Genomic DNA, 26494 nt, shown 5'->3' with positions numbered 1-26494 from the left:
CCGGACTTCAGGCCGGGTCTCGCAGCCACGAGTCGGCGGCGGGGCGGTAGGGGAGAAGACCTGAAGACGAAACTAGAGGAGAAACCGCCGACATGGCACGACTCGCCGGCGTAGACCTCCCCCGCGATAAGCGGATGGAGATCGCGCTGACCTACATCTTCGGGATCGGCCGCACGCGCTCCAAGGAGCTGCTTGCCGCCACCGAGATCAGCCCGGACCTGCGGGTCAAGGACCTCTCCGACGAGGACCTTGGCAAGCTCCGGGAATTCATCGAAGAGAACTACAAGGTCGAGGGTGACCTGCGCCGCGAGGTTCAGGCCGACATCCGCCGGAAGATCGAGATCGGCTGTTACGAGGGCCTGCGGTGGCGCCGCGGTCTGCCCGTCCGCGGTCAGCGGACCAAGACCAACGCCCGCACTCGCAAGGGTCCGAAGAAGACGGTCGCCGGCAAGAAGAAGGCCGGAAAGAAGTGAGCAAGAGCTGCGAGACCGTGGTCGCCGTTGTTCCTCAGCGGCGACGGAACAGGGCGTTCGTCGCCCTCACCGTCGCGCCCAAGTGCGCCCGCCCGGCGGCACTGCGCGATCTCTACACGGACGCGGGATCACGTATCCGCGAAGCAGCTCCCATCATCACCACCTCGCGCACCAGCTAGGAGAAACCCGACAACATGCCACCGAAGTCTCGTACCGGCGCCGGAGTCAAGAAGGTCCGGCGCAAGGAAAAGAAAAACATCACGCACGGCCACGCCCACATCAAGAGCACGTTCAACAACACCATCGTGTCCATCACGGACCCGACCGGTGCTGTGATCGCGTGGGCATCGTCGGGTCACGTGGGCTTCAAGGGCTCGCGCAAGTCGACGCCGTTCGCCGCGCAGATGGCCGCCGAGAACGCGGCCCGCAAGGCCGCCGAGCACGGCGTCAAGAAGGTCGACGTGTTCGTCAAGGGCCCCGGCTCCGGCCGGGAGACCGCGATCCGCTCGCTGCAGGCGGCGGGCCTCGAGGTCGGCACCATCCAGGACGTGACCCCGCAGCCTCACAACGGCTGCCGCCCGCCCAAGCGGCGCCGGGTCTGAGGAACGGGGAGGAGTAACAAGAAATGGCACGCTACACCGGGCCCGCGACCCGTATCTCGCGTCGTCTCAAGGTCGACCTTGTCGGCGGAGACCAGGCATTCGAGCGCCGTCCGTACCCGCCCGGCCAGCACGGCCGCGGTCGGATCAAGGAGAGCGAGTACCTGCTTCAGCTCCAGGAGAAGCAGAAGGCGCGCTACACCTACGGCATCCTTGAGCGCCAGTTCCGCAAGTACTACCAGGAAGCGGCTCGCCGCGAGGGCAAGACCGGCGAGGTCCTGCTGCAGATCCTGGAGTCGCGCCTGGACAACGTCATCTACCGTGCGGGCCTGGCCCGCACGCGCCGTCAGGCCCGCCAGCTGGTGAGCCACGCTCACTTCCTGGTGAACGGCAAGAAGGTGAACATCCCCAGCTACCAGGTGTCGAAGTTCGACATCATCGACGTCAAGCCGAAGTCGCTGGGCACCCTGCCGTTCGTGGCCGCCAAGGAGTCCTACGGTGACCGGCCGATCCCGGGCTGGCTGCAGGTCGTGCAGTCCAACCTGCGGATCCTGGTCCACCAGCTCCCCGAGCGCGCGCAGATCGACGTTCCGGTCACTGAGCAGCTCATCGTCGAGTACTACTCGAAGTAAGTCGTTTCGGGGCGGTGTCGCCGATCGACACCGCCCCGCCATTTCGGTTGGCGTCAAATAGCGGACGCCCTCGGGAAGGAAGAACCAAGAAGTGCTCATCTCACAGCGACCCAGCCTGGGTGAGGAGCCGGTCAACGAGACCCGCTCCCGTTTCGTCATCGAGCCCCTCGAGCCCGGCTTCGGCTACACGCTCGGCAACTCGATCCGGCGCACGCTGCTGTCCTCGATCCCCGGCGCCTCGGTGACCAGCATCCGCATCGACGGTGTGCTGCACGAGTTCACCACTGTGCCGGGTGTCAAGGAGGACGTCACCGACGTCATCCTCAACCTCAAGGAGCTTGTCGTCTCCTCTGAGGAGGATGAGCCGGTGACGATGTACCTGCGCAAGCAGGGCCCCGGTGAGGTCACCGCGGGGGACATCGTGCCCCCCGCCGGTGTCACGGTGCACAACCCCGACCTGCACATCGCCACCCTGAACGGCAAGGGCAAGCTGGAGATCGAGCTCGTCGTCGAGCGCGGTCGCGGCTATGTCCCGGCAGTGCAGAACAAGCAGGCGGGCGCGGAGATCGGCCGGATCCCGGTCGACTCGATCTACTCGCCGGTCCTCAAGGTGACCTACAAGGTCGAGGCCACCCGTGTCGAGCAGCGGACCGACTTCGACAAGCTGGTCCTCGACGTCGAGACCAAGCCGTCGATCACCCCGCGCGACGCCGTGGCGTCCGCGGGCAAGACGCTGGTCGAGCTGTTCGGACTCGCCCGCGAGCTGAACGTCGACGCCGAGGGCATCGAGATCGGCCCCTCGCCGCAGGAGGCGGACACCATCGCCGCCTACGCGATGCCGATCGAGGACCTCGACCTCACCGTGCGCTCCTACAACTGCCTCAAGCGCGAGGGCATCCACACCGTGGGTGAACTGGTTTCGCGCAGCGAGGCGGACCTGCTGGACATCCGCAACTTCGGTGCGAAGTCGATCGACGAGGTCAAGATGAAGCTCGTCGGCCTCGGTCTCGCGCTCAAGGACAGCCCGCCCGGGTTCGACCCGACGGCTGCCGCGGCGGACTACGCCTCCGACGGCTGGTCGGACAGCGCGGACACCGGCAATGACGACGGCCAGGACTACGCAGAGACGGAGCAGCTCTGACCCAGTCCTGTTAGGACTGGCTGAGCAGCGGATTTCCACAAGGAGCTAGAAATGCCCACCCCAACCAAGGGTGCTCGTCTCGGCGGCGGCGCTGCCCACGAGCGCCTGCTGCTGGCCAACCTGGCCACCTCGCTGTTTCAGCACGGCCGCATCAAGACCACCGAGGCCAAGGCCCGTCGGCTGCGTCCGCTCGCGGAGAAGCTGATCACCAAGGCGAAGCGGGGCGACCTGCACAACCGCCGCGAGATCATGAAGGTCATCCGGGACAAGGACGTCGTTCAGCGTCTCTGCACCGAGATCGGCCCGTTCTTCAGCGACCGCAACGGTGGCTACACGCGCATCACCAAGACGATGCCGCGTAAGGGCGACAACGCCGCGATGGCTGTCATCGAGCTGATCAGCGAGAAGACCGTCACCGCGGAGGCCGAGGCCGCCCGCAAGACCAAGTTCGTCGAGAAGCCCAAGGCTGAGGAGGCTGTCGTCGAGGCGGCCGCTTCGGACGAGGCTCCTTACGGCGAGGGCTCGCACGCTCCGCTGGCCGACGACGCGCAGCCCGAGGGCTTCCCGATCAAGGGCAACGCCGACTCGATGCTGTACCACGTGCCGGACAGCACGTTCTACGACCGCACGGTCGCCGAGGTGTGGTTCGCCACCGCCGAGGCCGCCGAGGCCGCTGGCTTCCAGCTGCCGCCGTCGCAGCGCGAGGAGTCGTCCGAGGACGAGTCCTGACGCACGCTCTGGACGAGCCCGCTGTCCCCTCCGGGGGCGGCGGGCTCGTCCGCGTTCGGCTCGACATCGCTTATGACGGCACGGATTTCTCGGGTTGGGCCCGCCAGCCGTCGCGCCGGACGGTGTGCGGTGTCCTGGAGGACACGTTGTCCATGGTGCTGCGGGTTGATGTCCGCCTGACCGTCGCGGGCCGGACGGATGCAGGGGTGCACGCCACCGGCCAAGTCGCGCACACCGACCTGCCCGCCGACGTCGATCTGTCCACTTTGGTCCCTCGGCTGGCCAGGGCCTTGCCCGCCGACGTCCGGGTCCCCGCGATCCGCGTAGTCCCCTCGGCTTTCGACGCCCGCTTCGGCGCACTGCGAAGGCACTACGTGTACCGAATCCGTGACAACCAAGCCGCGGCGGACCCGCTGGTCCGCGGCCACGTGGTCACCTGGCCCCGACCTCTGGACCTGTCCGCCTTGAATGCGGCGTCAGCGCTGTTGGTCGGCGAACACGACTTCGTGGCCTTCTGCAAACGCCGCGACGGCGCCACCACGATCCGCGAACTCCAACGTCTGGAATGGACCTGCGCGTCCGACGGCTTGCTGTCGGCGTACGTCTCCGCGGACGCGTTCTGTCATTCCATGGTCCGCAGCCTCGTCGGCGCGTTGCTGGCGGTCGGTGAGGGCCGCAAACCGGTCGACTGGCCCGGCTCCATGCTCACCGCCACCGAACGCCCCAGCGCGATCACGGTTGCCCCTGCGCACGGGCTGGCGTTGATCGGAGTGGATTACCCGGCGGACGACGAACTCGCCACCCGCGCCGAGGCGACCCGCAAGGTCCGGACGCTCAACGGGTGAGCCGGTAGCCTGGTGTTGAGTCACCCAGGCGAAAGGCCCGCATGGTGGACGAGATCGGTTACCGGCTCCGCGAGATCCGCCATGCCCGGCGCAAATCACTTGAGGTGGTCGCAGGCCTCGCAGGTATCTCGCCGTCGTACCTGAGCCGTCTCGAATCCGGGAAACGTGCGCTGGATCGCCGCTCGCTGATCGTCGCGCTGGCCACGGCACTGGACGTCGCGCCCACCGAGATCACCACGGTCGCGCTCGCCGCTCCCGGTGACGTGGAGGAGGAACGATCCCTCGGACCCGTTCGTACGGCGCTCCAAGCCGCTTCCTACGGCGAGGCGATGGGCCAGGTTCGGCCTCTCGACGAACTCCGCGACCGCGTCGCATCTGTGCTCGATGACCAGCAGAGTTGTGAATTCGCGCTGGTTGGAGCGGCTCTACCCGGGCTGATCAACGATCTTTACACAACCCTCGTGACGGGAACTGGGGATCAGGCGATCCTGCGCTTGTTGGTGCTGACCCAGGTGCAAGGGACCCAGGGGTGGCTCGGAGACATCGGGGCGAGCCTTGACCTGGCCTGGCAGGCCTCGATCCTGGCCAAACGGGCCAGCGACCGCCTCGATGAGCCGTTGTATCGCGCGGTCAGCGGATTCGGCACGGCGTTCGGATTGATCGGCGCCGGAGGGTTCGACTTGGCCGAGCGGGTACTCGCCGATGCTGACCCAGGGCGTGGCGGACCTGCGGAAATGCAAGCAGGCGGGATGCTCGCGCTGGCTGGTTCCCTGGTCGCGGCCGCCAAGGGAGAGGACGTCGACGCGCGGCTGGACTATGCGGCCGACCTCGCGCTCCACGTCGGTGACGGCAACGAGTTCTGGTTCGGTTTCGGCCCATCGAATGTCGGCGTCTGGCGTATGGCGGTGGCGTTGGAATCGGGGCGTCATGAGGACGCCATTCACATCGCGGAACAGTTGGACCCGGCGGCCCTCCGATCGCCGACGCGCAGATCCGCCTACTGGCGCGACTATGGCCGCGCGTTGGCGAAGATCCCGTCCCGCAGAGCCGACGCCGTCATGATGCTGCGTGCCGCCGAACGGATCTCACCGGCCAGGATCCACCGACACCCGTTCACCCGCGCCGCTATCGGCGAACTCCTTGCGCACGCGCGGGATGACGCGATCGGGCGAGAGATCCGCGCGATGGCGTATCGAGCAGGTGTGCGGAGATAACTCGATCGGGCGACTTTGCCACGGTGGCAAAGTCCGCGGCTGTCCGGGATCGATCCTCGTGTCCTCAAGGAGAGGACACAGGGATGACGATCATGCTGGGTAGCGTCGCGCTGATCGCGGTCGCGGCTGCCGTGCTTGAACCCGCGTTCGCGCGACGACGATTGAGGCGGCAAGAGGACTATCGACTTCGCGCGGTGGTGACGATGCTGCGTGCCTACTCGGGCCGATCCGGGCCGACCCGCCGAGAATGGCGGCGCGGATGACCACGCCGGAACAAGTCGCCCTGGCCGCGAACCTTTGCTCGCGCTTGCCGTCGTGACCTCACGTGGAGGCACCCGGTCGGCCCCCAGCAGGGAAGGGCCGACCGGGTGCAGAACCCCCTAATTACAGGTCAAGCGTCCAGCTGTTGATGTAGCCGACGTCGTACCGGGCCACGTCCTGAACCCGCAGGTTCCACGTCCCGTTCGCCGTCTCCGACGACAGGTTCGCCGTGTACGTGGCGATCACGTTGTCGGCCGAGTCGCTCCCGCTGGAGTTCTTCAACCGGTACGCGGTGCCGTCCGGGGCGACCAGGTCGATGACCAGGTCACCGCGCCAGGTGTGGACGATGTTCACGGCGATGGTGGCCGCCGTGGACGGGGTGCTGGTGCAACCCGAGATGGTGATCGGGCTGTTGACCGTGCTCAGGTCCGGGATCTGCACGTCGTTGCCGTTGGTCACCGCGGCGCAGCCCGGGGGCGGGGGCGGCGGCGTGGTGCCGGAGCCGGTGAAGAGCAGGCGGTTCGCCGAGCCGGTGCCCGGGTTGGTGATCTTGTTGGGCGTGGCGGCGTTGACGATGGCCGCGTTCACCGTGGCCGGGGTGGCCGACGGGTTGGCCGCCAGGTACAGCGCCGCGGCGCCCGCGACGTGTGGGGAGGCCATCGACGTGCCGCTGATGGTGTTGGTCGCGCCCGCGCCGCCGATCCACGCCGAGGTGATGTTCACGCCGGGGGCGAACAGGTCGGTGCAGGTGCCGAAGTTGGAGAACGAGGCGCGGGCGTCGTTGATGTCGCTCGCGTTCACCGACAGGGCCTCGGCGACTCGGGCCGGGGAGTAGTTGCAGGCGTTGGCGTTGGAGTTGCCAGAGGCCACCGCGTAGGTGACGCCCGCGGTGATCGAGCGGCGCACGGCGTCGTCCAGGGTCGTCGACGCGCCGCCGCCGAGGCTCATGTTGGCCACGGCGGGCTTGGTGTGGTTGGCCGTCACCCAGTCGATGCCCGCGATGACACCCGCGTTGGTGCCCGAGCCCGAGCAGTTGAGCACGCGGACCGCGATCAGCCGCACGCCCTTGGCCAGGCCGTAGGCCGAGCCGCCGACGGTGCCCGCGACGTGGGTGCCGTGACCCTGGCAGTCGGTGGCGTCGTTGTCGTTGTCGACGGTGTCCCGACCGCTGACCGCGCGGCCGCCGAAGTCGTTGTGGGTCAGGTTGATGCCGGTGTCGATGATGTAGGCGTTCACGTTCGACGCGGTGGTCGCGTACGTGTACTTCTGGTTCAGCGGCAAGTCCCGCTGGTCGACGCGGTCAAGGCCCCACGACGGCGGGTTGAGTTGGTCGGCCGCGATGCTCATGACCTGGTCGGCTTCGACATAGGCGACCTGGGGGTCGGCGGCGACCTTCTTGGCCTGCTGTTGGGTCATCGCGGCCGCGTAGCCCTTCACCGCGGCCGAGTACCGGTGGTTGATCTTGCCGCCGTACTTGCCCGCCATGGTGTCGGCGGAAGCGCCGCGGGCAGGCGCGTCGTCCTTGAAGACGACGATGTAGCTGTCCTTGACGACGTTCGCGGCGTCGGCGCCGCGGATCTGGGCTTCCGCCGCGATCGCAGGGGGCGCGAGCGTGATCGCCGAGGCGACCGTCGCGACCGTCGCGAGGCCTATGCCTGCCAGCCGCCGCAGCGACTTGGCGCGAGACATACCCATTGCACAGTCTCCTTTGGCCAGGGGCACGCGGCGCTGCCCTCACGCTGGGCCGCGTGCTGTCTTGGAGGTGCTGAAGGTGTTCGCGCGAACGCAGACAACATTGGGTCAACGGCGTTCATTCACGCAAGAGACTTCAAACGTTTGGGATCGGTTTCTATCCACAGATTTACAATCTATGGCAATGGGTTGCGGCGATCAGCGGTTCCCTTACTGCTGAACGTCGCAGCAAGACCAGGGCTGATCAGCGTAGTTGCGACGTTCGGCGTGGATACCCGCCAGTAGTCGCGGGCCCCGTTCACGGGTGTGGCCGTGTCCATTCAGTGCCACACAATCCCGTTCACAGTACCGAAACAAATGCGTCCCGGACGGCATGGGGACCGTCCGGGACGCATTGTCTTGCTTAGACGTCGAGCGTCCAGGAGGCGATATAGCCGGTGTCCTGGGTCGCGATGTCCTGCACCTTGAGTTTCCAGGTGCCATTCGGCTGCTCGGAGCTCAGGTTCACCGTCGCGGTCCCGGTGACATTGTCGGCGGAGTCGCTGTTGCTGGAATTCTTCAGCCGATACGCCGTGCCGTCCGGGGCGATCAGGTCGATGACGACGTCACCGCGCCACGTGTGCCGGATGTCGACGGTGACCGTGCTGGTCGCCGACGCCGCGCCGGTGCAGCCGGACATGCTGATCGAGCTGGTGACCGCCGCGCCGCCGTCCGGGATGTCGACCCGGTCGTTGTTGGTGACCGCCGCGCAGTTGCCCGGCGTGGGCGTGGGCGTCGGCGTGGGCGTGGGAGTCGGGTTGGGGTTGCCCCCGCCGAACACCGTGTAGAGCAGCTTGTTCGGCGACCCGTTGGCCCCGCTGATCTTGTTCGGGGTGCTCGCGCCGAGCACGCCGCTGGCCACCTGCGCGGGCGTCGCCTGCGGGTTGGCCGCCAGGTACAGCGCGATACCGCCCGCGACGTGCGGCGTCGCCATCGACGTGCCGCTGATCGTCTTGGTCGCGGAGCTGCCGCCGATCCACGCCGAGGTGATGTCCTGGCCGGGGGCGAAGATGTCGGTGCACGAGCCGAAGTTGGAGAAGCTCGCGCGCTGGTCGGTGCGGTTGCTCGCGTTCACCGTGATCGCGGCGGGGACCCTGGCGGGCGAGCCGGAGCAGGCGTCCTTGTTGTCGTTGCCGGAGGCGACCGCGTAGGTCACACCGGCGGCGATGGAGCGCTTGACCGCGTCGTCGAGCGCGGTGGAGGCGCCGCCGCCGAGGCTCATGTTCGCCACGGCGGGCTTGGCGTGGTTGGAGGTCACCCAGTCGACACCGGCGATGACGCCCGCGTTGGAGCCGGAACCCTGGCAGTCGAGCACCCGGATGCCGATCAGCTTGACGCCCTTGGCCAGGCCGTAGGCGCTGCCGCCGACCGAACCGGCGACGTGCGTGCCGTGGCCGTTGCAGTCGGTGGCGTCGTTGTCGTTGTCGACGGTGTCCCGGCCGGACCTGGCGCGGCCGCCGAAGTCGGTGTGGGTGTTGTTGATGCCCGTGTCGATGATGTAGGCGTTCACATTCGACGCGGTGGTCGAGTACGAGTACCTGCTGTTCAGGGGCAGGTCGCGCTGGTCGGACCGGTCCAGGCCCCAGGTCGGGTTGGGCTGGTCGGTGCTCGCCCGCATGATCTGGTCGGCCTCGACATAGGCGACCTCCGAGTCGCCCGCGACCCGCTTGGCCTGCTGCGCGGTCATCTTGGCCGCGTAGCCGTTGAGCGTGGTGAATCGGTGGGTGACCTGGCCGCCGTGGCGCTGGGTCAGTGCGTCCGCGGACGCGGCGCTGCGGCCGTCCTTGAACACGACGATGTAGCTGCCGTCCAGCACGTTGGGCCGGTCGGCGCCGAGGATCTGGCCTTCGGCGGCGGTGGCGGGCGCGGTCAGGCCGATACCTGCCGCGACTGTGGCCGCCGCGGCGAGGCCGATCCCGGCGAGTCGCCGTAGCGACTTTGCGCGAGACGTTGCCATTGCACGGTCTCCTTAATGCAGGGGAAAGCGCACGACGCTTCAGCCCTCATGCGGGCGTCGGGTGCTTATCGGAGGTGTTTGGGTGTTCTTGCGAACAAAACTCACGATTGCGCATGTCAATTCGATGGCGCAAGGTATTGGCACGTTTTCGGCCGGACCTCTTATGAACATTTAGCCCCAACGCTGGCAAAATTTGCGCCAAGTGGACCAGTTGACACGCCTGAACGGGTGTGTCTCGCCGCGGTCGAACGGGTCTGGTTCGCCGGAATGGCGGTCCGCCCAAAGTGGACATCCGCCGCCAAACGACACCGCCCCCGGCGCCGTGGCGTCGGGGGCGGTGTCGGGACTTCAGTCAGTCGCCGCGGCGGACCGGGCCGAGGATCTGCTGTTCCTTCTGCGTGGTCACCAGCCGCAGCGGGCGCCACAGGTTGCGGCCGAGGGCGACGACCTGGTCGTCGGCCAGCGTGGTGAGCTGCTGGACCATCGGCGGCGGCAGCCGCCAAATCCGGGCCGCGAGCTGGGCCTGGCCGACGGGCAGCCGCTGCAGCAGCACCAGATCGGCGGCGTTGGCCGTCGCACCCGCCTGCGGATGCATGTACGGCAGCACGTACACCGTGGTCTGCCATGGCGAACGCGGCGGAAACAGTTCCTGCGGGGTCGGGCCGCCGTCGTGCACGACCAGCAGCGGGCCGTCCTCCGACGGCCGGGGCAGCTCGACCGGGCTGAGCCTGCGGATCTGCACCAGGGGCGCCGGGCGGCCGTCCGGGCCGTTGCCCGCCGCCTTCTGCAGCACCTGCCACGACGCTGGCCGCCCGGTCGCCACGACCACCCACGCGCCGACGGCCATCGCCCGCAGCGCCACCTGGCGGGCCAGGTAGAGCCCGCCGACCAGCACGATCCTGGTCGGCGCGGGCCGCAGCGCGGAGATCGTCAGCGGCTCGCCCTGCAGGCCGGAGCCCAGGACCATCCCGCCACGGTCACCCGATGGGCTGACCGCGTCGAGCATCTCCGGGGAGACCATGAACTCGGGCGCGACCCCGGCGTTGCCGCTCTGGGTGTCGAGAAGCCTGGAGGAACTACTCACGCCTGCCCTCCAAGCGGCAGAGTCGCGGCCAGCCCGGCGACCTGGAGCCCGCGCAGCGGGGTCAGGGTGATGCCGATCCGGTCGGAGATCGTCGAGAGCCGGTCGTCGGCGTCGCTGAGCTCGTTGGGGTTGCGGGCGCTGACCCGGACCAGCCCGCGCAGGCCGACCTTGCCCTCGTCGCTGCCCGGCGAGATCGACATGGCCACCGTCGCCGACAGCGCGCGCACGCCGGTGAGCGCGTTGAGGCTGGTGGCGAGCTTGCCCTGGGGCCAGCCGGTGATCGCGTAGCTGGCGTGGCCGATGCCCGCCGCGGTCACCCCGGTCCACCGCTCGCGCAGCGACACCTTGGTGTTGGACCCCGCGACCGAGGTCAGCTCGGCCGCCGAGATCCCGGCCTTGAGCAGCTCGTCGGGGTCCAGCGGCCGGGTCGGCACGCCGCGCGACTCCAGCGCGTTGCGCACGCGCGACAGCGCGCCGATGAGCGCGCGGTGGGCGCCGACGACGCCGCCGCCGCGCTCGCGCACCGCGGCCGGGCAGCGGCGCGGGTCCAGCCGAACGGCCACCCACGTCGTGCGCCGGGCCGCGGCCGCCAGCGGGCCGAGGACCTCCAGATACGAGGCCAGCGCGGGTGAGCTGGGTGGCAGCGCGACGCTGCCGGGGTAGCAGTGCCAGATCACCTGGATCGCGTCGAGCACCACGCCGCGGTCCTCCAGGCAGGGCGCCAGCGCGCCCAGCGGCAGGCTCGGCGTCGAGCCGACCTGGCTGACCAGCGCGGGCGCCGGGTCGACCAGCAACACCGCGGTCCACGTGCCCTCGTGCCAGGCCAGGCCGACCGGCTTGCGCTCGTGGTCGACCGCGTGCGCCACGACCAGGTCAGGCACCGCCAGCCGCAGCAGGTTGACCCTGGGGTCGTCGGGGCCGGTTACCTGGGCGCCGTCCTCGGCGGCCACGGTCTCCATGGTCACCGGGCTTGGCGGCTTGGTCACCCTGGCGTGCGTGCGGAACGTGTAGCGGGTGGTGAGGCCGATCCACTGGGTGAGCCACCGGCCGCGCCAGCGCAGGAACGCCAGGATCAGCGCCGCGCCCGCCACGCCAATGGCGACGTAGAGCAGTTTGAGATCGATCGCCAGCAGGACAAGGCCGATCGCGACGCCGACCTCGAGCACGACCAGGTTCGACACCGGCAGCGCGCCGAGGCTGGCGCCGCGGTGGCGCCTGCGGGCCGCGACTTTGGTCCGCGGCCCGGTCGGTGGCTGCGCGGCGGCCGGAGGGGACCCGCCGGGCCCACCTGGTCCGCCCGGCCCCCCAGGGCCGCCCGGACCCGGTCCGCCAGGTCGGCCCGGACCTCCTGGGCCGGGGCGTCCCGGCGGTGGTGTCCTGCCCTGTCGCGGAGGAGTGGTCACGGACATCCGCTCGTTCTCTTCCCCTCATCGTGCCCCGGTCGGGCCGTCGATTCCCCCCGGTTGGTGGAGAACCCACATACAGCGACGGCCGTACGGCTATCCTGCGGAACCGTACCGCGACGGGGAGAGCAGCAGGCCGAGAATGCCATCAACACCGACTACGAAGTCTCAGGTTCAGGCATACCGCTTCGTGCTGCGCCGGATGCAGTCCGCGCTGGTACGCAAGGACGCGGTGATGCTCCACGACCCGATGCGGACCCATTCCAGGGCCACCATCGTGGGTGTCTGCATCGCCGCTGTCTGCGTGGTCGGCGTGCTGATCTACGGCCTGCTCAGTCCGGCGCCCAAGGCGCCGGACAAGGACGGCATCGTCATCGCCAAGCCGTCCGGCGCGGTCTATGTGCTGCTGACCAACACCGCCAAGGGCAAGGTGCTGGTGCCGACGTTCAACCTCGCGTCGGCCCGCCTGCTGCTCCTGGCGCGCGGCACCAACGGCGGGGCCGCCCAGCAGCCCGGCAGCCAGACCGACGACGGCGGTGGCGGCAACGCGGGACCCGCGGTGCCGGACGTGATCCCCGACGAGAAGCTCGTCGACATCCCGCGTGAGCGGCTCGCGGGCATCCCGGACGGCCCGCAGATGCTGCCCAAGGACGACCAGCGGGTCAGCGGCGACTGGGCGGTGTGCGACGAGTACGCCATCGACCGCAGCCTCCCGGACCCGACCAGCCAGGGCAAGATCGAGACGACGGTCGCCGCCGGGCACACCGACTTCGGCGCCGAACTGGCCGAGAGCGAAGCGCTGCTGGTCGAGGCCGAGAACAAGAAGGTCTATCTCGTCTACCGCACCCCGGCCACGGCGAACATCAAGAACGCCAACACCGTGCGCGCCGAGGTCGACATGACCAACAACCGGGTGAAGTCCGCGCTGAACCTGCGGCCAGAACGGATGCGCAAGATCACCACCGGCTTGCTCAACGCGATCCCGGAGGCGCCCGCGCTCAGGTCGCCGGACATCCCCGGCCGCGGCGGACCCAGTGAGATCAACATCAACGGCCTGCCGGTCGGCTCGGTGGTCAAGATCGAGCGCGCGGGCCAGTTCGACTACTTCGTGATCCTGCGCGACGGCGTGCAGCAGATCAAGAAGACCACCGCCGACCTGATCCGCTTCACGGTGACGGCGGGCGGCGAGGAGATCGCTTCGGTGCGGCCTGACCAGATCCCGTCGGACCCGCCGAAGAGCACCCTCGACGAGCGCACGTTCCCGCAGGTCGTGCCCGAAGCGCTGGCCCCGCTCAACGCCCCCGTGGCCTGCCTGACGTGGAACGTGGTGGGTTCGGGCCCCGACGCCGACGAGCACACCGAGGTCCACGTCGGTACGCAGCTTCCGTTGCCCCGCGCGGCCAACGGGCAGCCCGCCACGGTGCCGATCAGCACCCCGAGCGCCGACGGGCAGCGGCTCGACCACTTTTACATGCCGCCCGGCCGGGCCGCGGTGGTGCGCGGGTCGACGTCCAAACAGGACTTCACCACCGGCCCGATCTACCTGGTCTCCGACCGCGGCGTGAAGTTCGGCGTGCCAGACGCCCGCACGGCCGCCGCGCTGGGCCTGGGCAACCAGCGCCCCGCCCCCGACGCGATCGTGCGCCTGCTGCCCAACGGCGCGTCCCTCAACACCCGGGATGTGCAGCAGACGTTCGACACGGTGCCCGCGTCGCCGGGCCAGTTCCCGTCGACCACCCCTAAAGCGCCCGGGAGCTGACACTTCGGGAACCGGCTTCGACCGCCTACCGTCAGACGGGACAAAAGGCGTTCGAGGAGGCTGGCCGTCGATGGCTGCGATCAAGATCGATCCCGACTGGGTGAGCGGGTACGCGAAGAAGGTCGCGGTCGGCGCGGACACGTTGTCGTCGGCGTCGGAGTTGCTCAACACCGCGCCGCTGACCGCGGAGTCGTTCGGCTCACTCGGCCGCACGGTGCGTATCGCCGAGTCGTACGGCCGGGCCGCCGAGGTCCTGCGCGGGCAGCTCACCCGGGCCGTCGAGTCGCTGGCGTCCGCCGCGGGCAGCCTCGGTGACATCGCCGACACCTACCGAGGGTCCGACGAGGACAGCGTGCAGACGATCAAGCGCAGCGGCCAGGCGTAGGGGGACCGATGGACAGGCGCGGGGCGGACCGATCCATGAACGCTGACCGACACACCGACGAGTGGCGCGTTGGCGCGCGGGATGTCGAGCGGGTGGCCGCACGGCCGGAGGTCGCCGAGTGGCGTGGTGAGCGGGTTCCGGCGGATCAACCTGGCCGCGTCTTGGTGCCGCCGCCGCAGCCGAAGGGCGGTCCGGACGGCCGCGATGTCGAGGCCGACGTCAGCGCCTACCTGGACTTCCTCCAGCGCCTCTGTGTCGATCTGGGTGTGCCGGACCCGGTTGAGGAGTACTTCGCCCCGGTCGTCGGCCGCTGGAGCGACCTGCACGCCGAGGCCGCCCGCTGGGCCGCCGCGGGCCTGCACGCGGACAAGGTCGCCGACGACCTCACCAAGCCCCTCGGCGGCCTCGACGCCGCCTGGCAGGGCGCCGACGCCGAGTCCTTCATCGAGTACATGAACGGCGTCGGCCTCGCGGGCCACGACATGTCCGACGCGATGGCCGCCATGGCCGAGGTCCTCGACGCCACCGCCGACGGCCTGCGCGAGATCGTCACCGACATGGCGGGCCTGCTGGCCGAAGCCGCCGAAACCGCCTCCGAGGCGATGACCCTGCCGGTCCAGGGCGAGGAGCGGACCCGGCAGTACCTCGACCACATGAAGCGGCCGACCAAGGAACTGTTCGAGTCGGTTCGGCAGGTGCTGGAGGCCCTGGTGCGGCTGTGCGAGGGCGTCGACGGCTCCGCGGTCTTCGACAAGATCACCATGCCGCACACCATGCCCGCCGCGAACTGGTCGTACACCCCGGAAATGCCTGCCGTCCCGACGGTCGAGACGCCCGAGACCCCCGCCGACACCCTCAAGTCCGGAAGCGGCGGCGGTGGTGGGGGCGGTGGCGGTGGCGGTGCGATCGGTGGTGGCGCTGGTGCCATGGGCGGCGGCGCTGGGAGCGTCAATCCGCCTCAACCCGGCGGCTACGTCTACGCGGGCGAGGCCGCGGGCGGTGCCGCCGCTGGTCTCCCCGCCGCGGCGGCCAACACGGGCGGCGCCGCGGCGGGCGGCGGCCGTGCCGCGGGCGGCCTCGGGGGCGGCATGCCCATGATGGGCGGCATGGGCGGAATGGGCGGCGGCCAACAAGGCGGCGACGCCGAACACAAGTCGCGCAACCGGGTGGTGGGCAACCCAGAGGACATCTTCGGCAAGCCCACCAAGACTTCCCCGGCGGTCATCGGCGAAGACGACTGATCCCAGCGGCGAGCCGCACTGGGCAACCGACAGAAACACGGCGGGCCTTGATCCACTATCGGATCAAGGCCCGCCGTGGTCTCGCGGTTACTCCGGGGGAATCCACGACACGTGCATGAGGGCTTGGCCCACCTTGCGGCTGACCAAGGTGCCGCGGCCGGGTGGCATCGCCGACGGCTTGACGGTGCCCAGGAGGGCGCCCTCGTCCTTGCTGCCGCTCATGACGATGCCGGGGCTCGCGATCTCGCGCAGTTTGCCGAGGATCGGGTCGAACATGGCTCGCGAGGCGCCGCCGGAGCGGCGGGCGGCGATCATGTGCAGGCCAACGTCCTTGGCTTGGGGGAGGAACTCCGACAAGGGTTGGAGCGGGTTGTTTCCTTGTGGGGCGACCAAGTCGTAGTCGTCGACGATGACGAACAGTTCCGGGCCCTTCCACCAGGAGCGGTTCTTCAACTGTTCCTGGGTGACGTCGGGGCCGGGGAGCCGCTTGAGCATCGAGCCGCGGACGTCCTTGACCATGTCGTTGAGCTGGTTGGACGACACCGCGTAGCCGAGCAGGTGGTTGGTGTCGATGAAGCCCAGCATGGTGCGCCGGTAGTCGACCAGCAGGATGACCGCTTCCTGTGGGGTGTAGCGGTCCATGATGCCGCGCACGATGTTGCGGATCAGGTTCGTCTTGCCGGACTCGCCCTCGGCGAAGGCCATGAAGTGCGGCTCGGCGTCGAAGTCGAGGTAGACCGGGGCCAGTTCGTTCTCGTCGACGCCGATCGGGACCAGTTTGCTGTCGCGGCGGGTGTCCTGGGCCAGCAGGTCCTCGTAGGAGATGACCTCGGGCAGCAGGCGGACCCTGGGCGCCGTGCGGCCGCGCCAGGCGGCCTTGATCTTGGCTACGGCGTCCTGGACGCCGCCCGCGACGTCCTCGGGATTGCTCGACCCGTCGATGCGGGGCAGGCCGGTGAGGAAGTGCAGCTTGTCGCGCGACAGGCCGCGGCCGGGGCGGCCCGCCGGGATGTTGACCGCGACCCGACGGTCCACATCGGACTCGCTCGGGTCGCCGAGGCGCAGCTCGAACCGGGTGCCGAGCAGGTCCTTGAGCGCGGGGCGGATCTCGGCCCAGCGGTTGGCGGCCACGATCACGTGGATGCCGTAGGACAGTCCCTGCGCGGCCAGGTTGACGACCTGCATCTCCAGCGACTCGAACTCCTGGCGGAAGTTCAGCCAGCCGTCGACGATCAGGAAGACGTCGCCGAACGGGTCTTCCTTGATCTCGCCGCGCCGCTTGCGGTTGCGGAAGTCGGTCATCGAGTCGATGCCCAGGTCGCGGAAGAGCTGCTCGCGGGTGGACACCAGGCTCACGACCTCGGCGACCATGCGGCGGGCCTTGTCCGGGTCGATACGCCCGGCGACGCCACCGACGTGCGGCAGGCTGTCGAGCGTGCCCATCGTGCCGCCACCGAGGTCGAGGCAGTAGAACTGCACTTCCTCGGCGGTGTGGGTCAGCGCCATCGACATGATCAGCGTGCGCAGCATCATCGACTTACCCGACTGCGGGCCGCCCGCGATGGCCGCGTGGCCCGCCGCGCCGGAGAAGTCGGCCCACAGCAGGTCGCGGCGCTGCTCGAACGGCTTGTCGATGATGCCCAGCGGCACCTGGAGCCTGCCGTTGCCGTAGAAGCCGACCGGCGACAGGCCGCGGTCCTCGGTGGGCTGCAGCGGCGGGAACAGCGTGTCGAGCGAGTTGGGCTCGTTGAGCGGCGGCAGCCACACCTCGTGCGCGGGCGGGCCCTGGCCGATGAGCCTGCCGACGATGACGTCGAGCTCGCTGGCCTCGGTGCCGCCCTCGGGCTTCTTCTCCTCGACGACCGGTTCGAGCGGCTTCTCGGGTTCCTTGGGGATCTCGACATAGTCGGGCACGAACAGCTTCGCGCGCCGATCGCCGCTGACCGCCGCGGCGGGCCCGGCGGCCTGCATGCCCGCCGGGCGGTACGGCCCGGAGACGTAGGCGGCCTTGAACCGGACCATCGTGCTCGTGTCGTACTTGAGGTAGCCCGAGCCGGGGACCGACGGCAGTTCGAACGCGTCCGGCACGCCGATCGCGGCGCGCGACTCGGCGGCGGAGAACGTCTTGAGGCCGATCCGGTAGGACAGGTGGGAGTCCAGGCCGCGCAGCTTGCCCTCTTCGAGCCGCTGCGAGGCGAGCAGCATGTGCATCTGCAGCGAGCGGCCCAGTCGGCCGACGGCGACGAACAGGTCGATGAAGTCGGGCTTGGCCGACAGCAGCTCGGAGAACTCGTCGACGACGATGAACAGCGCGGGCAGCGGATCGAGGTCGGCGCCGTTCTCGCGGGCCTTCTCGTACTCCCACACGTTCTTGAAGTTGCCGCCGTTCTTCAGCGCCTCCTGGCGCCGGTTCATCTCACCGGCCAGCGCGTCCTTCATGCGGTCGACCAGGGTCAGGTCGCCCTGCAGGTTGGTGATCGTCGCGGCGACGTGCGGCGCGTCGTCCAGACCGAGGAACGTCGCACCACCCTTGAAGTCGACCAGGATGAAGTTCAGCGTCGTGGACGAGTGCGTCGCCAGCATGCCCAGCACGAGCGTGCGCAGGAACTCGGACTTGCCGGAACCGGTGGCGCCGATGCACAGGCCGTGCGGGCCCATGCCTTCCATCGCCGCTTCCTTGATGTCGAGTTCGACGAACTGGCCGAACTCGCCGATGCCGAACGGGACCCGGTAGCGGTCGCGCACCGGGCGCGGCCGCCAGGCCTGCTGCACGTCGAAGGTCATCGGGTCGCCCGGGATGCCGAGCAGTTCGAGCAGCGTGGGGTTGGCGTTCAACGGCTCGTCGTCGCCGGAGTCGGCCGCCGTGGCGCTGAGCCGATACGGCGAGAGCTTGCGGGCCAGGGCTTCGCCCTCGGCGACGCTGAGGTTGTCGGGGTTGGCGAACCACTCCACGCCGCTGGCGCTGCGCGCGCCGAGGCGATCTTCCTCGACGACCAGGCGCAGGCCGCGCCGGGCGGTGAGGTTGCCGAGGCAGTCGGACAGGTCCATCAGCGTGACGCCGACCAGACCCTCCTCCAGGAGAATCTGCTCCTCGCGGGTGACCTCGCCGTCATCGATGACGATCACGATGTGCGGCTGGTCGGGCTGGGGCGGGGCGTTGCGGGTGAACCGCTGCCGGTCGCGCAGCTCCTCGTCGAGCCATTCCTCGATCTGGGCCAGCGAGCCCGCCATCATCCGCAGCTGGCCGATGCCGTCGACCAGGGACGGGTGCTGGGCGTGCGGCAGCCACTTCGCCCACTCCCACTCCTGCTTGGCCTTGCCCGCGGTGACCACGGCGATCAGCACGTCGTCGGGGGTGTGGAAGGTGACGAGCTGGGAGATCAGGGCGCGGGCAAGGCCGCGGGTCAGCTCGCGGTCGCCGGACAGGCCGACCGCGGCGAACCCACGGATGGCGACCTGGATGGGCAGCTCGGGCACGATCGAGTGCGCGCGGACGAACCGGCGCAGCGCCAGCGTGGCGATCGGCTCCAACTCGTCGACAGGGCCGGTCTGCGGCGGCACGAGCCGGGTGGCCAGCCGCTGCGAGCCGCGGCCCGCGCGCAGGTGGCAGAAGTCCGGGTCGGCCTGGCGGCGTTCCCACATGCGCCTGCTCGTGGCGATCGACCACAGGGCCTGCGGGTCGGGGTGGGTCCACTCCAGGGAGGCGCGCTGGTCGAGGCTGGCCTCGCGGGCCCGGTCGCGCATCTGGCCGAGGTAGCGCAGGTAGTCCTTGCGGTCCTCGTTCATCTCGGCCTTCTTCTGGCCGCCGCCACGCCCGCCGCCGCTGCCCGCCATCATGCCGACGGTCGACATCAGGAACATGCCGCCGAACAGCAGGGAGGTGGGGTTTCGCCCGCCCACCTGGAACATGAAGACCATCATGCCGATGGACATCACGATCATGACGCCGGGAAGCAGCTTCATGACGATGTTGCCCGGGATCACCCTGGGCACCTCGGGCGGCGGCTCGAGGTGGACCTCGCCACCCGGCTGCCGCGGCGCGGCAAGCCGGGGCGAACGCTTGAACTGCAGCGTGCTCACCGGACGGACACCTCTTTACCTCGACTGCTGCTTGGAAGAACCTATCGAACCGCCTGGTCCCGCACGGCGGGTTCCGCCTAACCAGTCCGGCCGGTGCGGCGCGGCGAACACCCGCGCCGCCGTCGCGCCCAGGAACAGCACGCTGATCGCGAGCGCCCCCACGGCTCTGGTGGTCAGGTACATCACCGGGACCAGGGCCGCCGCGGCCGCGACCAGCACCAGCGGCGCCCACTCGACCCGGGCGGCGGGCGCGGGCAGCGCGCGGTAGCCCATCAGCGTGTATCCGACGCCGAGGACCATCATCGCCACACCAACGAGCGCGGCGACGCCACCGCTTGCGACGTACAGCAGGGCCGCGGTGCCGAACGACGATCCGACCATCACCAGCCCCAACGTGACCCGCGAGACCCGCCAGCGGCTTACCGGCGTCCAGCCCATCACAGCCGCGGCGACCAGATAGGCCAGCGCGGGCACGGGCGCCCCGAAATGACCGTCGGCTACCACCAGCGACAACACCGCCGCGCCCGCCGCGAGCACACACAGCGCGACCGGCAGCGCCATGCGCATCAGGGAGCCGAACTCCCGCTGACCTTCCACCCCCGACGACCTTCCCCGAGCTGAGATGTTCCCGCGAAACCTACTGATCCGGAGCGGGCCGCACGCCCGCGGTGAGTAACTGGCCCGCGGAGAGGAGGACCACCGCGCCGAACACGATCATGGGCACGCCCGCCCCCGAGATCACCGCGAAATAGATCAGCCCGACCGCTCCCGCCACGGCCACCAAGCCGAGCCCGAACCGGCGCGGGCCGGTGGCGCCCGCGGCGATCATCGTCACGACGGCGGTCGCCATGAACAACCCGCCGAAGACGAGCGACCCCAGGTTCCGAGTGGACAGATAGGCCACCGCGGTCATCAGGACCGCCGCGGCCGCCGCCAGCAGCGGGAACCAGTCCACCACGGAGGTCGGCCCGGCCAGGCCAGGTAAACCAAGCAAGATCACCGCGACGGAGCCGAGCAGCAGGATCGCGCCGAACATCAGCGAAGTGGGGTTGCGTCCACCCTCGACGAAGAACATGACCATGAACGCCAGCGCCGCGCCGACCATGACGAGCCCGAGGCCGATGCGCGCGACCAGAGTCCGGCCCGCGGCCGTCCACGCCATCGTCACCAGGGCCACGAGATAGACCAGCGGCAGCACCAGCGCGCCGGGATGTCTGGTGACCAGGAACCCGAAGACGGCCATGGCCACGGCCCACGCGGCCAGAACGAAGGGAAGCAGCTTCCCGAACGTGGAGACCGACCTCCCCTGCGGACCCTCCGACACGATTCCTCCCCCAGTTGGTCAAGCATTCTCGGGAACCGCCGCACCAGCCGAACCCGGTACGGCCATACTAGGGGCGGTTCCGGCCGGTCCGGGACTCTTCGCGCGGACCTGTGGACAACTCAAGGGGGCAGGCGGTGGCTTCGGGAACGACCGTGTTCAGCCGGGTGACGGTGGTCGCGCCGAGAACGCGAATCGACGTCGCGCTCCCCGCTGACGTATCCGTGGCCGACCTGCTGCCGATGCTGCTGGACATGGCCAAGGAGGCGACCCCGGACGGTGGCGCCCGGCACGGCGGCTGGTGTCTGGCCAAGCTCGGCGACAACCCGCTCGACCCCAGCCGCACCCTCGGCTCGCTGGGCATCGTCGACGGCGACATGCTGCAGCTGCGCAAGCGGGCCGAGAACCCGCCGCCCGCGCTCTACGACGACGTCGTCGATGCCATCGCCGAGTCCACCCCGGACAGCTACCGGCCGTGGACCAAGGCCACGGCCAATCGGATCGGCCACATCTCCGGCGCGCTCGCGCTGATCGCGGGCGCCCTCGCGGTGTTCATGGCGGGCCCGATGTGGGGCGGCGGCAACATCGGCCCGGCGGTCACGGCGGGCGCGGCCAGCGTCATCGCCGTCGCGGTCGGCGCGGTGATCGCGCGGGGCTACCAGGCGCGGACCACCGGCGTGCTGATCGCCGCGGCGGGCGGGCTGCCGCTGGCCTTCGTCAGCGGGCTCTCCATCGTGCCGGGCCACCCCGGCCGGGCCAGCCTGCTGCTGGGCTGCGCGCTGGTGCTGATCATCGCCTCGGCGTCGATCATGCTGATCGGCTCGGGCATCACCACCTTCGTCGCGGCGGGCAGCGCGGCCGTGCTCGGTGTCGTCGCGTTCGGCGTGGCGACGCTGGTCGCCCACCCCGCGCCCGGAATCGCGGCAGGCACCGTCGCGGTGGCGCTCGGCGCCCTGTCGGTGCTGCCCAGGCTGACCATCCAGCTCGCCCGGCTGCCGCTGCCCAACGTCCCCGGCAGCGCGGAAGACCTCAAAGAGGACACCGGCTTCCCGGACTACCGCTCGATCGAGCGGCGCGCGGGCCTGGCCCACGAGTACATGACCGGCATGATCATCGGCTGCGGTCTCGCCGCCGCCATCGGCGCCATCATCGCGGCGAGCTCGCCCGAGATCTCGGGCGTCATCCTGGGTGTCGTGGCCACGCTGGTGCTGCTGCTGCGCGCCCGCACCTACGCCAACGGCAGCCAGGCCGTCGCCCTGCTCGCATCGGGCATGGTCAGCGCCGCGGGGATCCTGCTCGGCTGGCTCACCACGGCCGACCCGTTCTCCCGGCTGCTGTGGGTATTCGGCGCCCTGATGATCCTCGGCGCCGCCGCGCTCGTCCTCGGCGTGATCTTCCCCGAGCAGCGGTTCTCCCCGCCGCTGCGCCGCACGGTCGAGATCATCGAGGCGATCTGCATCGCGTCGGTGCTGCCGATCGCGCTCGCGGTCATGGATCTCTACAGCACCCTGCGGCAGGTCTCGTTCTGATGCGTCGGCTCTCGGCTGTCGTGGCCGCGGCCACGCTGATGATGACGGTGCCCGCGGTGCCGATGGCGCTCGCCCAGCAGGCGCCCGCCACGGAGCCGCCGTCGATGGCGTTCCCGCCGCCGCTGGAACCGGGTTTCCCGATTCCGCAAGGGTCCTCTCCGGACACGACATACAACCGCGCCACCGACTGCATCAGCTCGCTCAACCAGGGCGTCGACCTCAAGAACAAGCCGTGGGGCCAGATGCATCTGCGCTTCGACGAACTCCACCGGTTCGCCACCGGCAAGGACATCCTGGTCGGTGTGATCGACACCGGGGTCAAGGCGCACCCGTACTTCCAGGACCGGCTGCAGGGCGGCGGCGATTTCGTCGCGCCCAACAACGGCCTTGAGGATTGCGACGGGCACGGCACGGAGGTGGCGGGGATCATCGCGGCCAAGCCGCCCGCCGACATCGGATTCAAGGGCATCGCGCCGGACTCGCGCATCCTGTCCATTCGGCAGTCGAGCACCAACTACAAGGGCAAGCGCCCGAACTCGGCCAACCCGAACCAAGAGACCACCGCGGGCACCATCGACACGCTCGCCCAAGCGATCGTCCACGCGGCGAACCAGGGCGTGAAGGTGCTCAACATGTCGATCGACAGTTGTCGCCCGGCCGCCGCGCACGGGATCTCCGCCTCGGAGAAGGGCCTGCAGGCGGCGCTCCGCTACGCCTTCGAGGTGAAGGACGTCGTCCTTGTCGCCTCGGCGGGCAACTCCGGCGAGAACGGCTGCCCCGACGCGACCAACGGCAGCGACCCGAACCGGCCGATCAGCATCGTCACCCCGCCGTGGTTCTCCGAGTACGTGATCTCGGTGGCGGCGATGACCCGCACCGGCGACCCAGCCGAGTTCTCGGTGCAGGGACCGTGGGTGACCGTGGCCGCGCCCGGCACGGAGATCATCTCGCTGGACCCGGCGATCAACAGCAGCGGCCTGGCGAACATGCAGGTCCTGGCGAACGGCAACCGCACCGCCATCCAGGGCACGAGTTTCGCCGCGCCGTACGTGGCCGGTCTCGCGGCCCTCATCAGGGAGAAGTTCCCGACTCTCTCGGCCAAGCAGGTCACGGAGCGGATCAAGATCACCTCGTCGCACCCGGCCGCGCCCGGCGGGCGGGACAACCTGGTCGGCCACGGCATGATCAACCCGATCGGCGCGCTCACCGCGATGATCCCCAGCGAGCAGGGCATCGCCGCGGACGGGGCGCTCGACCTCAAGATCGACCTGCCGCCGCCCGCGGTCAAGGACTGGACGCCGATGCGGGTGGCCGTCATCGGCTCCGGCGCCGGTCTGCTTGCGCTGCTGGTGACCCTCTTGATCGTGCACACGGTGCGCCGCAACCGGCGGGGCGGGCTGGAACCGCGCGGCTCGGCGTGACGGAGCACCACGTAGGGTGACCCGGAACCGGGAGATCACAAGGGGTCGGGAAAGTGGCACTGCGCGTCGCGGTTGACTTCGGCACGTCCAGTACGTGCGTCGCGGTCTCCGTACACGGGCGCGAGCCACAGGTCGTCGTGGTGGACGGGCAGCCGCTGCTGTCCTCGGCGGTCTATGCCGCGCCCGACGGCACCCTGTTCGTCGGCCAGGAGGCCGAGCGCCAGGCCGCGGTCGACCCGTCGCGCTACGAGCCGCACCCCAAGCGCCGCATCGATGAGGCCGAACTGCTGCTCGGCGACGCCGTGATCCCGGTTGGCGCGGTCTTCCGCGCGGTCATCGGCCGCGCCGTCACCGAGGCCAGGCGGGTCGCGGGCGGCGCCCGGATCAACCAGCTCGTGCTGACCCACCCCGCCGACTGGGGCGGCGTGCGCACCCACGTGCTGCGCCAGGCCGCGGCAGGCCTGGCCGAACGCGTCGTGCTGGTCCCCGAGCCGGTGGCCGCCGCGGTGTTCCACTCCGCGAGCTACCCCGCCGGGCCCGGCGGACGCACCCTGGCCGTGCTCGACCTCGGCGGCGGGACCGTCGACGTCAGCGTGGTCCGCACGACCGCGCCCGGTCGGCCCGCGCCGCCGTTCACCGTGCTCGCGACCAAGGGCGACCCGCACTTCGGCGGCGCCGACATCGACGAGCTGCTCCTCGGCCACGTCGGCGAGATGGTCTCGGCGGGCGAACCGGACGCCTGGCGTGCCCTGGTCGAGGGCCGTGACCTGGCCGACCGCCGCCGCAGGCGCGTGCTGCGCCAGGACATCCGCGGCGCGAAGGAGACCTTGTCCCGGCACACCTACACCGATGTGCCGCTGCCGTCGCCGTTCCCCGACGCGCACATCACCCGGGCCGACCTGGAACGCCTGATCGGCGGCGCGGTCGGCCGAGCGGTCGACCTGACCCTGGCGACTGTGCGTGCGGCCGGGCTGGCGCCGCGACAGCTGTCCGGGATCTTCCTCGTCGGCGGTTCCAGCCGGATCCCGCTGGTGGCCAGGCTCGTCGCCGAACGCACCGGGGTCGTGCCGGTGACCCTCGACCAACCGGAGACGGTCGTGGCCAGGGGAGCGCTGCGCGCGGTCGCGGTGGAACCGGAGCACACCGGCGTCGTCGGGCGGCAGGCCGAACTCGGCGACCAGACCCGGCCCGTGGTGCGTGGGCCGGTCCCGCCTCCGCATCCCATCGGCCCGTCGATCCCCCTGCCGGTGCCCGCGCCCGCCCCGCGCCGTGGCCGCGTGATCGCGCTGATCGCGGCCGGTGCGGCCGTGGTCGTCGCGGCGGTCGTGGTGGCGGTGATCAGCCTGGCGGGCCGGGACGAGGCCGACCCCGGCCGGGTGATCGCGCAGTACGAGTACCGGTTCGGCCTGCCCGACGGCTGGACCCAGACCGGCGGCAACCCCGGCCTGCTGCGCACCGAGATCAAGCCGACCGGCGCCGAGAAAGGCGACGACCTGGTGCTCGTCGAGGAGAAACGACTCACCTACGACAGCACCGCGGACCGCGCCCGCGCCATCGGCAAACTCCGCGACGACTTCGAATCCGGCGGCGACGAGTTCTCCGGATTCACGGCCAAGGTGACCTTCGGCGACCGTGAGGTGGTCCGCTACCAGGAGCGACTCGACCGAAAAAGCGCGACGGTCGATTGGTATGTGCTTTTCCAGGGTAGTGCCCAGGTCAGCGTTGGCTGCCAGTACACAGAAGGCGGGCGGGACCGGGTTCTGCCAGCCTGTGAGTCCGTCGTGCGCACGATGGTGATCGAAGGGTGAGGTGCCGTGACCGGTAACAACCAGGGTTTCGCCGAGGCCGTCGTCCGCTTCCGGGCGGAACTCTCGGCCGCGGTCACCCGCTCCCGCCGAGCCGCGGCCGAGGCCCGCGACCAGTCCGCCACCTTCCGCGACCAGACCTCCGCCCTGGCCGACGAGGCCCGGGATGGCAAGGCCGAAGCCGACCCCACCGACGAGACCCACCGCGCCACCGCCGCCGACTGGCGCCGGGCCCAGGGCCTCCCGGTCGCGGAGTTCGCGGCCGTCACCCCCGCGCCCGCTCAGGTACCTGATGACGACGATGAGGATTTCTCCGAGCGCAGCATCATGTTCCGCGGCTGATTCACCGGTCGAATGGCGGCTGAATTCGCCATAGTGAATCCGTTCGGGCGTATTCGCACTGGTAAAACCGGCGCTGACCTGCGGGTTCCGTTGTGGAGCGTTAACTAGAGCAACTACCTGCCTGATCCGCCCACCGAGTCGGAACCGAACCTGGCAAGGTTCCGTCGTAAGGGTTGTACGAACGAAGAACGCGTACCACCAACCACTATCTAGGGGGTAACTCCCGATGTCCGGTTACGGAATCACGCCCGAAGAGATGGCCAAGGCCGCCGTTGATGTCGACAACATCAACGAGGAGTCGCAGAACGCCCTGAACACCCTGCGCAGCAACCTCGACCCGCTGCGCGACAACTGGAAGGGCAACGCCTCGCGGGCCTTCGCCACGCTGATGGACCGCTTCAACGGGGACGCCGCCAAGCTGCACGACGCGCTGGCGGGCATCTCCGAGCAGCTCAAGGCCTCGAACGCGGCCTACGCGCAGCAGGAAGAGGAGTCCTCGCAGTCGCTGTCGAACATCAGCAACGTGCTCGGCGGCTGATTCA

Annotated in this window: 22 protein-coding genes and 1 pseudogene; 16 read left to right on the top strand and 7 right to left on the bottom strand. The window is 69.8% G+C overall.

All coding sequences use genetic code 11. The features are described from left to right. Positions 1-92 precede the first annotated feature (92 nt). The 8 genes and pseudogenes from rpsM to BN1701_RS35945 all read left to right on the top strand — a co-directional run bounded on the left by rpsM (position 93) and on the right by BN1701_RS35945 (position 5896). Positions 93-473 (top strand): 30S ribosomal protein S13, encoded by a 381-nt coding sequence (gene rpsM, locus BN1701_RS23255; RefSeq protein ID WP_054052191.1) that lies wholly within the window; start codon positions 93-95, stop codon positions 471-473. 194 nt (positions 474-667) lie between these two features. Beyond that, positions 668-1075 (top strand): 30S ribosomal protein S11, encoded by a 408-nt coding sequence (gene rpsK, locus BN1701_RS23245; protein WP_054052188.1) that lies wholly within the window; start codon positions 668-670, stop codon positions 1073-1075. A gap of 23 nt (positions 1076-1098) precedes the next feature. After that, a complete protein-coding gene (rpsD, locus tag BN1701_RS23240; RefSeq protein WP_054052185.1) occupies positions 1099-1704 on the top strand; it encodes a 30S ribosomal protein S4 in 606 nt (201 codons plus the stop codon). A gap of 91 nt (positions 1705-1795) precedes the next feature. After that, a complete protein-coding gene (locus tag BN1701_RS23235; RefSeq protein ID WP_054052183.1) occupies positions 1796-2845 on the top strand; it encodes a DNA-directed RNA polymerase subunit alpha in 1050 nt (349 codons plus the stop codon). A gap of 51 nt (positions 2846-2896) precedes the next feature. Next, positions 2897-3305: pseudogene (gene rplQ / locus BN1701_RS37505) on the top strand (50S ribosomal protein L17); the annotation flags it as partial. 277 nt (positions 3306-3582) lie between these two features. Next, on the top strand, positions 3583-4419 hold the full coding sequence (gene truA, locus BN1701_RS23225) for a tRNA pseudouridine(38-40) synthase TruA (protein ID WP_172803427.1): 837 nt from the start codon (positions 3583-3585) through the stop codon (positions 4417-4419). A 44-nt stretch (positions 4420-4463) separates the two neighbouring features. Next, positions 4464-5633 (top strand): helix-turn-helix domain-containing protein, encoded by a 1170-nt coding sequence (locus BN1701_RS23220; RefSeq protein WP_054056069.1) that lies wholly within the window; start codon positions 4464-4466, stop codon positions 5631-5633. An 83-nt stretch (positions 5634-5716) separates the two neighbouring features. Then, entirely contained in the window at positions 5717-5896 is a 180-nt protein-coding gene (locus BN1701_RS35945; protein ID WP_157368178.1) for a hypothetical protein, read from the top strand. Between the two features lie 121 nt (positions 5897-6017). Here the strand turns inward: BN1701_RS35945 and BN1701_RS23215 are convergent, their stop codons facing one another. The 4 genes from BN1701_RS23215 to eccE all read right to left on the bottom strand — a co-directional run bounded on the left by BN1701_RS23215 (position 6018) and on the right by eccE (position 11847). Further along, positions 6018-7589, bottom strand: coding sequence for a S8 family peptidase (locus tag BN1701_RS23215; RefSeq protein WP_054052177.1), 1572 nt, complete (start codon positions 7587-7589; stop codon positions 6018-6020). Positions 7590-7989: 400 nt separating this feature from the next. Then, complete coding sequence (locus BN1701_RS23210; protein ID WP_054052175.1) at positions 7990-9582, bottom strand: S8 family peptidase; 1593 nt, start codon at positions 9580-9582, stop codon at positions 7990-7992. A 352-nt stretch (positions 9583-9934) separates the two neighbouring features. Further along, positions 9935-10603: a hypothetical protein gene (locus BN1701_RS23205; RefSeq protein ID WP_054056068.1), complete on the bottom strand. Its 669-nt coding sequence runs from the start codon at positions 10601-10603 to the stop codon at positions 9935-9937. A gap of 59 nt (positions 10604-10662) precedes the next feature. Then, the gene (gene eccE, locus BN1701_RS23200; RefSeq protein ID WP_054052173.1) at positions 10663-11847 is read right to left on the bottom strand and encodes a type VII secretion protein EccE; all 1185 of its coding nucleotides are present in this window, start codon (positions 11845-11847) and stop codon (positions 10663-10665) included. Between the two features lie 364 nt (positions 11848-12211). Here eccE and eccB point away from each other — a divergent pair, with 364 nt between their 5' ends. The 3 genes from eccB to BN1701_RS35940 all read left to right on the top strand — a co-directional run bounded on the left by eccB (position 12212) and on the right by BN1701_RS35940 (position 15454). Then, positions 12212-13828 (top strand): type VII secretion protein EccB, encoded by a 1617-nt coding sequence (gene eccB, locus BN1701_RS23195; protein ID WP_054052171.1) that lies wholly within the window; start codon positions 12212-12214, stop codon positions 13826-13828. A gap of 70 nt (positions 13829-13898) precedes the next feature. Continuing rightward, positions 13899-14213: a hypothetical protein gene (locus tag BN1701_RS23190; protein WP_054052169.1), complete on the top strand. Its 315-nt coding sequence runs from the start codon at positions 13899-13901 to the stop codon at positions 14211-14213. 35 nt (positions 14214-14248) lie between these two features. Further along, on the top strand, positions 14249-15454 hold the full coding sequence (locus BN1701_RS35940) for a WXG100 family type VII secretion target (RefSeq protein WP_157368177.1): 1206 nt from the start codon (positions 14249-14251) through the stop codon (positions 15452-15454). 87 nt (positions 15455-15541) lie between these two features. Here the strand turns inward: BN1701_RS35940 and eccCa are convergent, their stop codons facing one another. From eccCa to BN1701_RS23170, 3 genes are read right to left on the bottom strand one after another with little or no spacing between them, the layout of a single operon-like run. Continuing rightward, positions 15542-19534, bottom strand: a complete 3993-nt coding sequence (eccCa, locus tag BN1701_RS23180; RefSeq protein WP_054052167.1) for a type VII secretion protein EccCa — start codon at positions 19532-19534, stop codon at positions 15542-15544. A 15-nt stretch (positions 19535-19549) separates the two neighbouring features. Beyond that, positions 19550-20131 carry a hypothetical protein gene (locus BN1701_RS23175; protein WP_054052165.1) on the bottom strand — a complete coding sequence of 194 codons (582 nt, stop codon included), beginning with the start codon at positions 20129-20131 and terminating at the stop codon, positions 19550-19552. 40 nt (positions 20132-20171) lie between these two features. After that, positions 20172-20858 (bottom strand): hypothetical protein, encoded by a 687-nt coding sequence (locus BN1701_RS23170; protein ID WP_054052163.1) that lies wholly within the window; start codon positions 20856-20858, stop codon positions 20172-20174. A gap of 134 nt (positions 20859-20992) precedes the next feature. On the opposite strand from BN1701_RS23170, the gene eccD reads away from it, so the two are divergent. The 5 genes from eccD to BN1701_RS23145 all read left to right on the top strand — a co-directional run bounded on the left by eccD (position 20993) and on the right by BN1701_RS23145 (position 26490). Next, positions 20993-22384, top strand: a complete 1392-nt coding sequence (gene eccD / locus BN1701_RS23165; RefSeq protein ID WP_054052161.1) for a type VII secretion integral membrane protein EccD — start codon at positions 20993-20995, stop codon at positions 22382-22384. Then, the gene (gene mycP, locus BN1701_RS23160) at positions 22384-23805 is read left to right on the top strand and encodes a type VII secretion-associated serine protease mycosin (protein ID WP_054052158.1); all 1422 of its coding nucleotides are present in this window, start codon (positions 22384-22386) and stop codon (positions 23803-23805) included. The genes eccD and mycP overlap by 1 nt, the downstream gene beginning before the upstream one ends. Positions 23806-23858: 53 nt before the next feature. Further along, entirely contained in the window at positions 23859-25613 is a 1755-nt protein-coding gene (locus tag BN1701_RS23155) for a type VII secretion-associated protein (protein WP_054052156.1), read from the top strand. 6 nt (positions 25614-25619) lie between these two features. Next, entirely contained in the window at positions 25620-25952 is a 333-nt protein-coding gene (locus BN1701_RS23150) for a hypothetical protein (protein ID WP_054052154.1), read from the top strand. Between the two features lie 226 nt (positions 25953-26178). Then, entirely contained in the window at positions 26179-26490 is a 312-nt protein-coding gene (locus BN1701_RS23145) for a WXG100 family type VII secretion target (RefSeq protein WP_054052152.1), read from the top strand. The last annotated feature ends 4 nt before the right edge of the window (positions 26491-26494 follow it).

The sequence above is a fragment of the Alloactinosynnema sp. L-07 genome, assembly GCF_900070365.1.
In the GTDB taxonomy this organism is placed as follows: domain Bacteria; phylum Actinomycetota; class Actinomycetes; order Mycobacteriales; family Pseudonocardiaceae; genus Actinokineospora.
The sequence above is the reverse complement of the archived record's forward strand: the minus strand, read 5'-3'. Positions and strand labels throughout refer to the sequence as shown.